The organism is Flaviaesturariibacter aridisoli, from assembly GCF_004343705.1.
GTDB classification, from domain to species: Bacteria; Bacteroidota; Bacteroidia; order Chitinophagales; family Chitinophagaceae; genus Flavisolibacter; species Flavisolibacter aridisoli.
Genome location: NZ_SKFH01000002.1, coordinates 80,570 through 94,768, shown reverse-complemented (window position 1 = coordinate 94,768; position 14,199 = coordinate 80,570). Strand labels below are relative to the sequence as shown.

Sequence of the window (14,199 nt, the reverse complement as noted above, 5' to 3'; positions counted from 1 at the left end):
CTGCGGTTCCAAAAAAATCCCTTTGCCTGTTGGCAAAGGGATTTTTTTAGAGAGCGCCTTCCTGAAACCCTATTCAACACACACACAGAAAGTGGAAGGCTGCGAACACAAAACGTTTATTCTTCGGGACCGCTGCGCCCTTTGCGCTCGCGGAGGCTTTCTTCACGGGAGTAGCTGACGCCGGCGCCATCGCTGTTCTTATAAGAACCCCGCTGCTCCTCGAAATTCATTCCTTCGAACCCGGTGGGGGCTCCGTGGCGATCGTGCTGGCGCTGGCCGTTGTGGCTGGGACCGTTCTGGCCCTGGTTGATATGTTCCATACGTTAGCGGTTTACCTCCAATACCTTCCGAAAAACGTGCCTTTTTTCGCCCGCTTAAAGCACGGCCTTAGTGCGGAATTTTGGGTGCACCTTGGGGACAAGGCTTTGTTAAGGCTGGGCTTTTCGCGCCCCAACCCCTAAACTCGAAACGGCAAAATGCGAACTCAAGTGTACCTTCGCGCCCCAGTTATGAAGTATCAATCCGAGATCCAGAAGCGCCGCACCTTTGCGATCATTTCGCACCCGGATGCGGGCAAAACGACCCTGACGGAGAAATTTCTCCTCTTCGGCGGCGCCATCCAGGTGGCCGGGGCGGTAAAGAGCAACAAGATCAAAAAGGCTGCGACTTCCGACTTTATGGAGATCGAGCGGCAGCGCGGTATCTCCGTGGCCACCTCGGTGATGAGCTTCGAATACCGCAACACACTCATCAACCTGCTCGATACGCCCGGTCACAAGGACTTCGCGGAAGATACGTTCCGTACGCTGACGGCGGTCGACTCCGTGATCCTGGTGGTGGACTCTGTAAATGGTGTGGAAGACCAAACCCGCCGCCTCATGCAGGTGTGCCGGATGCGGAAGACGCCCGTGATCGTGTTCATCAACAAGCTCGACCGCGACGGCAAGAACCGCTTCGACCTCCTCGAGGAGATCGAGAACGAGTTGTCCATCTCGCTGCACCCCATGACCTGGCCCATCAACCAGGGAAAGGACTTCAAAGGCGTTTACGACCTCCACAACAAGAGCCTGCGCCTGTTTACGGCCAATACAAAGGCTACTGAAGACGAAACGATCTCCATCGACAACCTCGCCGACCCCGTGCTCGAAGGCCACCTCGGTGAACGCGACGCGGAGGCCCTCCGCGAAGACGTGGAGCTGATCGACGGCGTTTACGGCGAGCTCGACCCCGAAAGCTACCGCGGCGGCGACGTGGCGCCCGTGTTCTTCGGTTCGGCGGTGAACAATTTCGGCGTTAAGGAAATGCTCGACACGTTCATCCGTATCGCTCCCGAGCCGCAGGACCGCGAAACGTCTACCCGCCACCTCGCGGTGGGTGAGGACAAGTTCAGCGGCTTCATCTTTAAGATCCACGCCAACCTCGACCCCAAGCACCGCGACCGCATCGCCTTCCTGCGCGTATGCTCGGGCCGCTTCGAGCGCAATAAGTATTTTCACCACGTGCGCCTCAACAAAGACGTGCGCTTTTCCAACCCCTATACCTTCCTTGCCCGTGAAAAAAGCGTGGTGGACGATGCCTACCCCGGCGACGTGGTCGGCCTCTTCGATACCGGCAACTTCAAGATAGGCGACACGCTCACGGAGGGGGAAGACTTTTACTTTACCGGCATTCCGACCTTCTCGCCCGAGATTTTCAAGGAAGTGGTGAACAAGGACCCGATGAAAACAAAGCAGCTGGAAAAGGGCCTGCTGCAGCTCACCGACGAAGGCGTGGCGCAGCTGTTCACCCAGTATGGCGGCAACAAGAAGATCATCGGCTGCGTGGGCGAACTGCAGTTTGAAGTGATCCAATACCGCCTGCTGCACGAATACGGCGCCTCGGTGGTGTTCAACTCGCTGCCCTTCTACAAAGCCTGCTGGCTTACAAGCAACGATGCTAAAAAGCTCGAAGACTTTGTGCGCTTCAAAAGCAACAACGTGGCCGAAGACAAGGACGGGCAGCTCGTATACCTGGCGCAAAGCGAATGGTTCCTGAATACTGAGCGAACCAATAACCCCGATATCGGGTTTCATTTTACAAGCGAAGTGCATAAGGCGTAGCCGGGAATCGGCAATCGCTAATCGCTAATAAAAAAGCAGTCCTTAGGGCTGCTTTTTTATTCACTACAGACATTGCCGATTCCCGATACCGATCACCACTCCGGGTTCACACCCGTATAGTTTTCGGGGCTGATCTTCTTGAGCTCCTTTTTCAGTGTGGCCGGTACGCTGAGCCCGTCGATAAAGCGGTGCATCGTTTCGCGGTTGATGCCGCCTTTGCCGCGGGTGAGCTCCTTCAGTGCCTCGTAGGGATTCGGATAATTTTCGCGGCGCAGGATCGTTTGTACGGCTTCTGCCACCACGGCCCAGTTGTCATCGAGGTCGCGGCGGATCTTGTCGTTGTTCAGCACCAGTTTGCCCAGGCCCTTTTCGATGGAGCGGAAAGCCAGTATGGTATGGGCGAAGGGAACACCGAGGTTGCGCAGCACCGTGCTGTCGGTGAGGTCGCGCTGCAGGCGCGACACGGGCAGCTTCGCCGCCAGGTGCTCGAACAGCGCATTGGCGATGCCCAGGTTGCCTTCGGCGTTTTCAAAGTCGATAGGGTTCACCTTGTGCGGCATGGCCGAAGAGCCGACTTCGCCCTTTTTCGTTTTCTGTTTGAAATAGTCGTGCGAGATATAGCTCCACAGGTCGCGGCAGAGGTCGAGCAGGATCGTGTTGATGCGGCGCATCGCGTCGAACTGGGCGGCGAGGTTGTCGTAGTGCTCGATCTGGGTGGTGAACTGCTGGCGCTGCAGGCCGAGGCTGCTTTCGAGGAATTCGTCGGCGAGCGCGGGCCAGTTCTTCTTCGGGAAGGCCACCACGTGGGCATTGAAGTTGCCTGTGGCGCCGCCGAACTTGCCGGTGAAGGGCACCTGCAACAGGAGGTCGATCGCGTTGTAGAGACGCTCTACGAACACCATCAGCTCCTTGCCGAGGCGTGTGGGCGAAGCGGGCTGTCCGTGGGTGCGGGCCAGCATCGGGATGCCCTTCCAGGTGCTGGCCAGCAGGCGTAATTCCTGGTTCAGGTTGAGCAAGGCCGGCAGGTATTCAAACTCGAGCGCCTCCTTCCAGGAGAGGGGAACGGCGGTGTTGTTGACGTCCTGCGAGGTAAGTCCGAAGTGCACCCACTCTTTCGCGGCGGCGCCGCCGGCTTTTTCGAGTTCTTCTTTCAGAAAATACTCCACCGCCTTCACATCGTGGTTGGTGGTGGCTTCGATGGCCTTGATACGGGCCGCTTCGTCCGGACCGAAATCCGCTTCGAGGGCCTGCAGGTGCCGCGCGGTGGCGGCGGGCAGACGGAAGAACCGCTTTTGCGCCAGAAACAGCAGGTAGGCGATCTCCACGCGCACGCGGTATTTCATCAGCGCGTATTCGGAAAAATAGTCGGCCAGGCCCTGCACCTGGCGGCGGTAGCGGCCGTCGATGGGAGACAGGGCGGTAAGGGTGCTCAGTTCCATTGCGCGAAGGTACGCTTCGGCTGCGCTCAGCGTGACAGTGAGCAGGTTGTCGTGCATCTGCAACGCCAAACTACAAACAACAAACTCCAAACTGCCTCTATCTTTGCGGCGGCATGAAAAATGACGACAAGATCCGGGTGGCCGCCGTTAGCTACCTCAACACACGTCCGCTGCTCTGGGGCGTGCACCGGCACCCGGTACGCGAAGAGATGATCCTGAACGAAGACTACCCCGCGCGGATCGCGCAGCAACTTATCGACGGTGAGGTCGACCTGGGCCTGATTCCCGTGGCCGTCATTCCGCGCCTTGCGGAGCATCATATTTATACCGACTTCTGCATCGGCGCCACCGGCGAAGTATCCTCGGTGTGTCTGTTCAGCGAAGTGCCGATCGAAGAGGTGGACCGCGTGTTTCTCGATTACCAGTCGCGCACTTCGGTAATGCTGGCCACGATCCTGCTGAAGGAATACTGGAAAAGCGGCGCCGAGCTCGTGCGCGCCACCGGCGAGGATTACCGCGCGCAGATCAAGGGGCGCACGGCCGGCCTCGTGATCGGCGACCGTGCTTTTGAGCAGCGCCTCGTGTCCCCGTATATCTACGACCTCGGCGAGGCGTGGATGGCCCATACCGGGCTGCCCTTCGTGTTCGCCGCCTGGATCGCCAACAAGGAGCTGCCCGCGGGCTTCGTGGCGCGGTTCAACGAGGCCAATGCCCTTGGCCTGCAGCACATCGACGAGGTGGTGGCTGAAAATCCGTACCCCCACTTCTCCCTCCACGATTATTACACGAAGTACATCGATTACCGGCTGGACGAAAAAAAGAGGGAAGCCCTGTCCCTGTTTATCGAAAAAGTAAAGCAGTACACCTAGCGTACGGCCACGATGGCCGCTGCGCCGCGGTTCGTCCGGGCAAGGGATTCGATCTCTTCGGCCGAAAGCAGCCGTGTATAGATGCGTATGTTGTCGAGAAGTCCGTCGAAGCTGCGTCGGTCAAGGTCCCACCATTTGCCGAAATAAAACGGCGCGTCGGGGCAAACCGAAAAGTCGGCGGTGCCGATGTGCTGTTGCGTGCTGAGCACCCCGTCGATATATACGCTTTGAACATTTTGTCCCGCCTGTACGACTACATCGTGCCATTCATCCGCCGGTATTTCCTTTTTGGAAAGTAAAGCGTTTGTGTTGTACAGGTCGGAATAGGCATCGCACACATTGCGCTCGCTGCTGACGCCGAAGCACAGGCGCTTGCCGAAGACCGGCTCGAAGCCCAGCGTAAGCGAGGCCCCTTTTGCCGTACCGTAGTTGGCGCGGTTGAAGATGCGCCCCTGCAAGGTGTTGTGCGCCTGTATTGAAAATGAAATAGCGAACGATCCCGGCGGGAATACCCGGCCGCTGTCGATAACGGCGAAAGCGGTCTTGCCGTCGAGCGCGAGCGACTGCCCGTTGCAGTGGGCCGTGGTAATAAGCGCCGCGCCTTCGGCGAGGCGGAGGTCATGCCCCTGGCCCGTTTCGTCGCGGCCATCCCGGTCGAAGGAAAATGAGGCCCAGAGGCCATCTGGCTGTAAGGAGGCAGCCGTCCGGGGCTTCGGCGCGGGCACCGGCCTGGAAGGAGCGGGCAAGTTGCCGGTGAGACTGAACGCGCTGCTGATACCGGTCAGGGCCAGCAACGATGCCATCAGCACGGCGGGTTTACAGAACAATGATCTGGTCGGATGCATATGCGGCCGTTTAGGTGTTCGTAAAGATAGGAAATGCACATGGCCAGACTGACGTACCTATTTTCCATAGAATAGCAGCATCACCGGATCAGCAGCACAGATCCTTTCTGGAATTGCTCCGGAGCCGCCGCGTTTTTACGGTAGCGGGCATACCACACAAAGTGGTTGCTGTCTTGCTGTTTGCCGCCAAGGCTGCCGTCCCAACCCTCTTCTAGCCGGTTGGTCCGGAACACCAACTCGCCCCAGCGGTTGTATACGTTCAGCTCGTAGGCAAACACGGTGACGCCCGGCAGGTGGGCTGCCTTGAAGCGGTCGTTTTTGCCATCGCCGTTAGGCGTGAAGGCAGCCGGGAAATACAGGTCATCGTTGCAGGGCAGTACCAGGATGTCGGCCTCATCGCGGGCGGTGCCGCAGCTGTTGCGCACATCGATCGAATAGGTGCCGGTTGTAGAAATACGGATGGAAGGATCCGTGCTTCCGGTGCTCCAAACGAAAGAAGCGATGTTTCGTCCCTGGAAGCTGAGGAAAAAGTTGTTGTAGACGCAGATGTCGCGGTCGGGACCGAGGCTGACGGCCGGCAGTCCCAGTGTATCCACAAATATCGAATCACGGATCGGGTTGTGGCAGCCTGTTACCAGCGTGTGCACCCAGTATATGCCGGGCGTGTCGATGAGGAAGGTCGGCGCCGTGCTGCCGTTTTGCCACAGCCAGGACGTACTTCCCGGAAGCGCCGCCGCATTCACCAGGTAAGTTTTTCCGGGGCACAGCACTGTGTCGTGCTGCTGGAACAGCAGCGGCAGCCGGAATACGTTCACCTGTGTGAACGCCGAATCGATGCATCCCGCGGCATTGCGCACTAATACGATGTACCGTGTTGTGTCTTGCGGGAAGGCAAGCGGCGTGGCCGTGCCGGCATTGAGCAGGGAAGAAGCGGGCGCCCACTGGTAGGCTGTGCCACCGCTTGCGTTCAGCAATAACGTATCTCCGTTACACAGGCGCGAAGTGGGCGTGACCGTGATAAACGGCTTGTCGTTAACGGTCAGGGTCATCGATTTCGAATTCTGGCAGCCGGCAGCGTTGGTTACAAGCACACTGTAGGTGGTTGTGGCGGCCGGCGCGGCTTTCGGTGCGGCAATGCCGGCATTGCTCAGCCCCGTTGCCGGCGACCATTGGTAGGTGCCGCCGCCACCCGCATTGAGTTGCACGGAATCGCCACGGCAACTGCTGCTGTTGGCCGTCAGTGTCAGCACTGGCTTTGGATTAACCAGGACATAGATGGTGGCCGAGTCCTTACAGCTGTTGGCGCCGGTAACCAGCACCTGGTAGGTAACCGGTGCGACCGGGCCCGCCATCGGGTTCGGCAGCGACCCATCGCTGAGCGAGGCCGCCGGCGACCATGCATACGTAGCGCCGCCGCTGGCATTGAGCTGGAGCGAGTCGCCTTCGCAAATCGTGCTGTTGGGCGTATGCGTGATGAGCGGCTTCGGTCGCACCGTAAGGGTCATCATTGCCGAATCCACGCAACCCTCCGGGCTGGTGACGATCACCTCGTAATCCGTGGTTGCGGCGGGCGCCGCTTTCGGGTTGGAAATGCTGGCGTTGCTCAGGCCTGCGGCAGGATTCCAGGCATAGGTGCCACCACCCTGGGCGGACAGTTGCAGCGAATCGCCGGGGCAGATCGATGCCGAGGGTGTGAGGTTGATGAGCGGCTTCGCTCGAACCGTAACGGGGTAGTCTGTAGCGTCTTTGCAGCCGTTGGCGCCCATGACTACAAGGTGGTAGGACGTGCTGGCTTGCGGGCCGGCCTTCGGGTTGGCGATGTCGTTGTAATCGAGACCGGTGGCGGGGCTCCAGAGATAGGTGCTTCCACCAGTCGCCTGAAGCTGGAGTGAATCGCCGAGGCATAGCGTGGCAACTGCCGGTGCGATACTGATGACCGGCTTTGGGTGCACCAATACGGTTACCTGAGTGGAATCCTTGCAGCCTACGGCATTAGTCACCACTACCTGATAGGTCGTGTTGGCCGCAGGGCCGGCTTTCGGGTTGGAGACGGTGGCGCTGCCCAGGCTTCCTGCCGGCGACCAGAGATACTGGATGCCGCCACTGGCGCTGAGCTGCGCTGAGTCACCGGCGCAGATCGGGCCGCCGGCGGTAACTGTAGGCACCGGGGCGTTTTTGCGCGTAACCGTGATGGAGGAAGTACTCTGGCAGCCGTCGGCGCTCGTAACGGTCACGGAGTAACCAGTGGTAGCCGCGGGCGCGGCCTTCGGATTGGCCAGCGCTGCATTGCTCAAGCCGGCGGCGGGGCTCCATGCATAAGTGGCGCCGCCCGTGGCACTAAGTTGAACGGAATCACCCGGGCAGAACGAAGCTGCGGCCGGCGTGACCAGCACGACGGGTTTTGCATACACCGTTACGGTAATGGTTGCCGAATCCTTACAGCCGGCGGCATTGGTGACCACCACCTTGTAAGCAGTCGTAGTAGCAGGCGAAGCCTTTGGGTTGGCGATGACCGGGTTGCTCAGGCCGGCGGCGGGGCTCCATTGGTAGGTGCTCCCTCCCGAAACGGAGAGCTGCACCGAGTCGAAACGGCAGATGGCGGGCGCGGAGGGGGCAACGCCGAGGACCGGGCGGGCGTTAACCGTTACGGTAAGATGGGCGGTATCGGTGCACCCGTTGGCGGCGGTGGCGATGGCCTGGTATTGCGTGGTGCTTTGGGGTCCCGCCTTCGGGTTGGCGCTCGTAGCGCTGCTGAGGGTGGCCGCCGGGCTCCAGAGGTAGGAGGCGCCACCGCTGGCGGTGAACTGTGCTGAGTCGCCGGTACAGATGGTGCTACCACCACTTACAATGAGGTCGGGCGCCGGCTTCCGGGTTACCGTGATGGTCGTGGAATCCTTACAGCCCAGCGCGGTGCTGCCGACCACCTCGTAGAGCGTAGTCGCCGTAGGCGCCGCTTTGGGGTTCGCCACATTGGTGGCCGACAGGCCGGCTGCCGGAAACCAGAGGTAGGTGGCGGCCCCCGAGGCGGTCAGTTGTGCGGAGTCGCCGGGGCAAAAGGACGGGGCGGAGGGGAGAAGGGTTAGGGTGGGCTTGGGATTGACTGTGAGGGTGATGAGCGCAGAGTCTTTACACCCCTGCGCATTTGCCGTCACTACTTTATAGGTGGTCGTTGCCGCCGGTGAGGCTTTCGGGTTGGCGATACCTGCCTGGCTCAAACCAGAGGCCGGGCTCCATTGGTAATTGTTGCCTCCTGATGCTGATAATTGTATGGAGTCGCCGCGGCAAACGGTTGCTGTTGCCGGGATCAAAGAGAGTGTCGGCCGTGGATGTACAGTCACCGACAGGCTCGCGGAGTCTTTGCATCCGGCGGCGTTAGTGACCACAACCTGGTAGCTGGTGTTCGCAAGGGGCCCGGCTTTGGGGTTGGCGATGGATACATTGGTCAATGAGGCGGTTGGTGACCAGGCGTATTGGGTGCCGCCACTTGCCGAAAATTGCAGGGAATCGCCAGCGCAGATCGTTCCACCGCCATTCAATACAATTACCGGTTTGGCGAGCTGCGTAACATGGAACGTATCGGTAGAAGTACAAGCACCATTGGTGTATCGTACCCAGTAGGTGCCCGGCGTGGTAGCGTATATTATCGACCCATTTCCTCCGGTGCTCCAGGTATTGCCGGAAGCCATGGGCGATTCAAGCCGGGCGCTGTCTCCGGCGCAAAAGCTTTTTGCATAGGTATGTATCTGGCCGCTCACCACAACGATCTGCTTGCAGAAGGTTGACTGGGTGGGCCGGCCTTCGTCTGTTGTCAGATTGATGCTATAGGTGCCGGGAGCATTGTAGCTGAATGGGGGAGGTGTCGCCAAAGTGGAGTTGGCGATACTGGCATTGCTGCATCCCTCGAAACGCAGGCGCGTCAACGAGTTGGAATTGACATTCAGTACAAAGCTGTACAGATCGCTGCCGGCGCGGAAAAGCCGGGAAATACTGTGCGGAAAGCTAAGCGTACCCACGTTTCCCAGTGAGGTCAGGGTCGGCACACTGGTTATCGAATTGCGAAAATCGATTTTTACGATATCGTTGGTGCCCGAATAATTCACAGCATACCCGACGATCTCGGAGCAGGAGGTGTAAATAGATAAGTCACGTGCGCTCTGCAGCATGTTCCCCGGGTTGCCGAGGTTAACGCCCGTTGGGGTATTGAGCAACGAGTTGCCAAAGTTCAAACGGGTCAGGGATGCGGCAGTAGAACCGGAGAATATGCTTCCTGCATTGGAGACAAACGCATACCAGTTGCCGCTGTTGGCTACAGCGTAAATACCGGTGGGGACGTTCAGTCCCCCGATATTTCCGAGGTTAACACCGGTCGGAGCATTATTAAAGGATGTCCCGAAATCAAAGCGCGTGATCGTACTGCTTTGGGCGTTGAGCGTGAGGCCATACCAGTTGGCGCCGCTTTGAAAAATGTGCAGGTCGGTAGGGTATTGCAGGTTGCCGACGTTGCCCCAATTGGTGGCCACAGGCGTGTTAGCGAGCGATGTGCCGAAATCAAGCCGCAGTATCCGGCTGTTGGCCCCGGAACCGCCAACAATAATGGCATACCACCGGTTTTCGTTGAACACGAGTTGGATTCCTTCCGCCTGGTAAGGCACAATTCCACCGAAGGTGCCCAGATTGGCTGGCGTTGGTGTATTCAGCAAGCTGTTGCCAAAATCAAGGCGTACCACGGAGGCCGGATCGTTGTTGGTAACGAAAGCATAGTAATTGTTGCCTTCTTTCGCGTAATCCATGAATACCGGCAGCGAGTAGCCCTGGTTGCCGAGGTTGCTGCCCAACGGCGTGGATGTAGAGTTGGCCACGCAGAAATTCCACAGGTAGGTGCTAGCGTTTATGGAAGTATTGGTAAGCGTGATGGGTGTATTTACGCATACGGTGTCCGGCCCGGCGAAGGACGCGATGCTGGGTGGTGGCGGGGTCACGGTTATGGTGGCATTTGCCGAATCTTTACAACCCTGCGCATCGGTCACCACTACTTGGTACACCGTGCTGGTTGCCGGTGTTGCCACCGGGTTGGCGATCGCCGGGTTGCTTAGGCCCGCCGTCGGTGTCCATAGGTAGCTGTTGCCGCCCGCGGCCGTTAACGGTACTGATGTGCCCGATACCACTGAGGCTGATTGCGGCGTTACAGAGATCAACGGCCTTGGCAACACGGTTACGGTTACGCCGGCCGTGCTGAACCCGCTGCTTCGCTCGCAACTCGTCGCGTCTTTGATACTCACGACAGTATAGGTGGTCGTTGCTGTTGGACTGACCATGATCTGGCCGCTGTTGCCGGCAATGCTTTGCGTGAAAGAAGTTGTGCCATCGCTCAATTGCACGGTAAAGGGAGCGGTTCCCGCTGTCGCCTGAAAAGGGATTGCCACGGGCCGGCCTGCACAGGTGCTGGCAGCGTTGAGCGTTGCTTGCGGAAGGATACAGGTGGGACAATTGGGTTGCGGTGGAGGCGGTAGCGGACTTTGGTAAAGCGCCTGGACTTCAGCATCGGAAAGAGACCGGTTGTACCAACGTATGTCGTCGATCTTACCCTGGAACCAGTTGGGGTCGCCACTCCACCAGACGCCGAACCTTAGCTGGCTGAGGCAATTGGAGCGCTGGAGAAAGCTGGCGGTAGCAGTATTGAGCAGTTGTCCGTCCACATAGATCTTTTCCACACCATTGCTAAAGCTGACGACTACGTGGTACCATTTGAACTTGCAAAAGGTGGCGTAGGGAATGGCTGTCGACTGGAAATCGGAATTGCCCACCGGGTCGGCGCAAGGCCTGTTATTGCGCACGATAAAGGTGCGAACGGCGGGGCCGGCCTGAACGTTCAGTCCAAATTCCGATACGTTGCTGGCATCGAAGGCTCTTTTTGCCACAGCCATTTGCAGGCGGTCGTCCCGTTCCGTATAAAACCAGAGTGACACCGACATAGCCGGTGTGGAAAAGGTGCCGTCATCCGTAATTGCCAGGTAGTCGTTGACGCCGTCGAACACGTAGGCGCTGTTGGGATTGCCAAAGCGGTCAGGCCCCAGCACCGCCCCGCCAAAAACCACTGCGTGGTGGCCACCTCCCGATGCATCGCTGGCATTGCCGTTGAACGGGTAGCTGGCCACCAGGCCCGCATTCAGGTTAACCTGCCCTAATGCGGGTAGCAAACCCGCCGAGGACAGAAGCAGGATAAGGCAAAAACGAAGCAAAGCGGCAGAAGATGCAGATTGGTTACGAGTATTCCGAAGCATGGGGAACAAAAATATTATTATTAGTTTGCACCTGTCCCGCATCCCCCCTTTATACCGAACGCGCGTTGGCCGCCAAAAAAGAAAAATCCGTCCGCGTTTAGCCGGAAATGTTTCGCTACTAAAAGCGGGCGGACAATAAACGTTTTTCTTTTCCCTTCGAATGCCTACCGGATTTGCACGAAGGTGCCTTTCTTATTTATCAGCGGGCTGTTGGGTGTGCGCCGATACTCTACGTAATACACAAAGGTATTGAGCCCCTGTCGTTCCCCTTCTATCGTACCGCCCCAAGCCGCTTCTAAATAGTAGGTCTGGAATACCCGGTTGCCCCAGCGATTGTATATTCTCAGGTGGTAATAGGCCATCGTAACGCCTGCCGCATGTATGGCCTTAAAACCGTCATTCTTCCCGTCATGGTTGGGGGTAAAAGCCGACGGGAAATAGAGGTCATCGTTGCAAATCTCGGTCTGCACATCTACGCTATCAGCAGCTGCACCGCAGCTGTTTTGCACGCGAATCCAGTACTGGCCCGCAGTATTGATGCTGATCGTAGGTGATGCGCTGCCGGTGCTCCACACAAAAGAGGTGTAATTCGTCCCGTTGAAACCGAGTTGCAGGTTGTCGGTAGAGCAGATCTTACGATCAGCGCCTAGTGTGACCGTAGGCACCGTAGCTTGCGAAACGACAACGGTGTCACGCGCGGGGGTGATGCAACCATTTACCTGTACAGCTACCGAATACGTGCCGGGTGCGTTCACGGAAGTGCTGGCAGCGGTGCTGCCGTTGCTCCAATTATATTGGGTGGCACCGGCAATCGTTGCATTGAACGCGAGTGTATTGCTTCCGCAAAGCAAAGTGTCCGGTCCCAGGTTTACTACAGGCTTGGGGTTAACCGTCAGGACGATGAGCGCGGAGTCGCGGCAGCCGGTATTGTTGGTCACCACTACTTTATAGCTCGTTGTGGCCAGCGGGAAGGCGAGGGGCGCCGTTATGGATGCGTTGCTGAGCGTTGCCGAGGGCGACCACGCATAACTGACACCGCCGGTGGCCGTTAGTTGGGTAGTATCGCCCTGGCAAAAAACAGGGTTGGTGGCCGAAACAGTAGCCACTGCCGCAGGGTGCCGCGTTACCGTCACCGAGGCCGAATCCTTGCAACCTTGTGCATTGGTGACCAATACTTTGTAAGAAGTAGTGGCCAGCGGAGCAGCTTTGGGGCTTGCGATTGAAGCGGAGGATAGCCCGGTAGTCGGCACCCAGTTATAAGTAGTGCCGCCGCCAGAAACCAATTGAACAGAGTCTCCCGGGCAAAAGGCGGGGTTGGCAGGTGTCAGTGTAACAGTGGGTGCTGTTTTGCGCGTGACGGTGACATTCAACGAGTCTTTGCAGCCAGCTGCGGTCGTCACAACCAGCTTGTAGGTCGTAGTGGCTGCCGGCGCCGCTTTCGGATTGGCAATGGTAGGATTGGAAAGCCCGGTAGCCGGAGACCACGCATAGGTACTGCCGCCTGTCGCACTCAATTGTACTGAATCGCCCGGACAGAAGCTTGGATTAGCCGGTGTTGTGGCGATAATGGGCAGTGGGTTGAAGTTTACTGTAGCGCTTCCGCTGGTGAAGCCGGTGCCTCGTTCGCAGCCTGTGGCATCCTTCACAGAAATAAGCGTGTAAGTCGTCGTGGTAACGGCTGCTACCGGGATTGTTGCGCTGTTGGTGGTAATCAGCTGTGTAAAGCTATTGCTGCCGTCGCTGATTGTAACCGTGTAGGGCGCCGTGCCGGCAGTAGCGCTAAATGTCAGGAAGCCGGTTCCATTGCCGCAGACAACTGCACCGCTTATCCCAGCCTGCGGAAGCTGCAGGCAACTGGCGCAGTTGGCCTGCACGGCAGGCGCTACCGGGCTGCTGTACAGTGCCAGGGCTTCAGCTGCATTGATCTCACGACTATACCAACGGATATCGTCCAACTTACCCCGGAACCAACTGGGGTCGCCGCCCCACCACATACCGAAGCGTAAGTCGGTCTGGCAAGTAGATTTAGCGGTAAACGGCGCGGTCGAGCTGCTTTTCAACTGTCCGTCCAGGTAGATTTTTTGGATTCCGTTCGAAAAGGTAACCACTACATGGTACCAGCGTACCGTGCAATAGTTAGCAGGGAATGCATCGTAGACGTAGTAATCGTTCGGGGCGCCGAAAACGGAGCATGGCTTCGCGTTCGAAACCAGGAACGTTTGAAGGTGTGAGCCCGATGCAGCCGGCATCAGGTTGATCCCAAACTCTGAATTATTAGTAGGCCCGAAGTCGCGCTTTCCGACAGGTACCTGCACCAGGTTGTTCCGGTCAGTTGAAAACCAGAAAGAAAGGGAAAAACTGGTTGTTGAAAAAGCTCCATTGTCTACGATCCGGAGGTAATCGTCAATACCATCAAAGGACATGGCGCTGGAGACGTTGCCAAAGCGGTCGGTACTAAAAACAGCGCCGCCTTGTACTGCTGCATTGTGGCCATTGCCCGTTGCATCGTTTGCCGTACCGTTAAAAGGATAGTTGGCTACGAGCCCTTGATTAAGATTGACCTGAGCCGATGCGAAAAAGGAAACCACCGTAAGCAGGAATAGTGATAATAACGTTCTCATAAATGTCAGTTGGCGTTGATCCGCAAATGGGCGCAGTTACACCCG

At 58.0% G+C, this 14,199-nt stretch carries 7 protein-coding genes; 2 read left to right on the top strand and 5 right to left on the bottom strand.

Translation table 11 applies throughout. From position 1 onward, the window contains the following. Positions 1 to 116: 116 nt before the first annotated feature. A complete protein-coding gene (locus E0486_RS02035) occupies positions 117 to 320 on the bottom strand; it encodes a hypothetical protein (protein ID WP_131850474.1) in 204 nt (67 codons plus the stop codon). Positions 321 to 509: 189 nt separating this feature from the next. On the opposite strand from E0486_RS02035, the gene E0486_RS02030 reads away from it, so the two are divergent. After that, positions 510 to 2,099: a peptide chain release factor 3 gene (locus E0486_RS02030; protein WP_131850473.1), complete on the top strand. Its 1,590-nt coding sequence runs from the start codon at positions 510 to 512 to the stop codon at positions 2,097 to 2,099. A gap of 92 nt (positions 2,100 to 2,191) precedes the next feature. On the opposite strand, the gene purB is transcribed toward E0486_RS02030, so the two are convergent. Next, on the bottom strand, positions 2,192 to 3,538 hold the full coding sequence (gene purB / locus E0486_RS02025) for an adenylosuccinate lyase (protein ID WP_131850472.1): 1,347 nt from the start codon (positions 3,536 to 3,538) through the stop codon (positions 2,192 to 2,194). A gap of 113 nt (positions 3,539 to 3,651) precedes the next feature. On the opposite strand from purB, the gene E0486_RS02020 reads away from it, so the two are divergent. Next, positions 3,652 to 4,407, top strand: coding sequence for a menaquinone biosynthetic enzyme MqnA/MqnD family protein (locus E0486_RS02020; protein ID WP_131850471.1), 756 nt, complete (start codon positions 3,652 to 3,654; stop codon positions 4,405 to 4,407). Here E0486_RS02020 and E0486_RS02015 read toward each other — a convergent pair. The 3 genes from E0486_RS02015 to E0486_RS02005 all read right to left on the bottom strand — a co-directional run bounded on the left by E0486_RS02015 (position 4,404) and on the right by E0486_RS02005 (position 14,154). After that, positions 4,404 to 5,252 (bottom strand): LamG domain-containing protein, encoded by an 849-nt coding sequence (locus tag E0486_RS02015; protein ID WP_131850470.1) that lies wholly within the window; start codon positions 5,250 to 5,252, stop codon positions 4,404 to 4,406. The two genes, E0486_RS02020 and E0486_RS02015, sit on opposite strands and share 4 nt — an antisense overlap. A gap of 80 nt (positions 5,253 to 5,332) precedes the next feature. Beyond that, the gene (locus E0486_RS02010) at positions 5,333 to 11,449 is read right to left on the bottom strand and encodes a LamG-like jellyroll fold domain-containing protein (RefSeq protein WP_165917159.1); all 6,117 of its coding nucleotides are present in this window, start codon (positions 11,447 to 11,449) and stop codon (positions 5,333 to 5,335) included. A gap of 248 nt (positions 11,450 to 11,697) precedes the next feature. Beyond that, positions 11,698 to 14,154, bottom strand: a complete 2,457-nt coding sequence (locus E0486_RS02005; RefSeq protein ID WP_131850468.1) for a LamG-like jellyroll fold domain-containing protein — start codon at positions 14,152 to 14,154, stop codon at positions 11,698 to 11,700. Positions 14,155 to 14,199 lie beyond the last annotated feature (45 nt).

Excerpts from the sequence above, each read along its gene's own strand:
- E0486_RS02035 (WP_131850474.1), bottom strand. The coding sequence starts at position 320 with ATGGAACATATCAACCAGGGCCAGAACGGTCCCAGCCACAACGGCCAG.
- E0486_RS02030 (WP_131850473.1), top strand. The coding sequence starts at position 510 with ATGAAGTATCAATCCGAGATCCAGAAGCGCCGCACCTTTGCGATCATT.
- purB (WP_131850472.1), bottom strand. The coding sequence starts at position 3,538 with ATGGAACTGAGCACCCTTACCGCCCTGTCTCCCATCGACGGCCGCTAC.
- E0486_RS02020 (WP_131850471.1), top strand. The coding sequence starts at position 3,652 with ATGAAAAATGACGACAAGATCCGGGTGGCCGCCGTTAGCTACCTCAAC.
- E0486_RS02015 (WP_131850470.1), bottom strand. The coding sequence starts at position 5,252 with ATGCATCCGACCAGATCATTGTTCTGTAAACCCGCCGTGCTGATGGCA.
- E0486_RS02005 (WP_131850468.1), bottom strand. The coding sequence starts at position 14,154 with ATGAGAACGTTATTATCACTATTCCTGCTTACGGTGGTTTCCTTTTTC.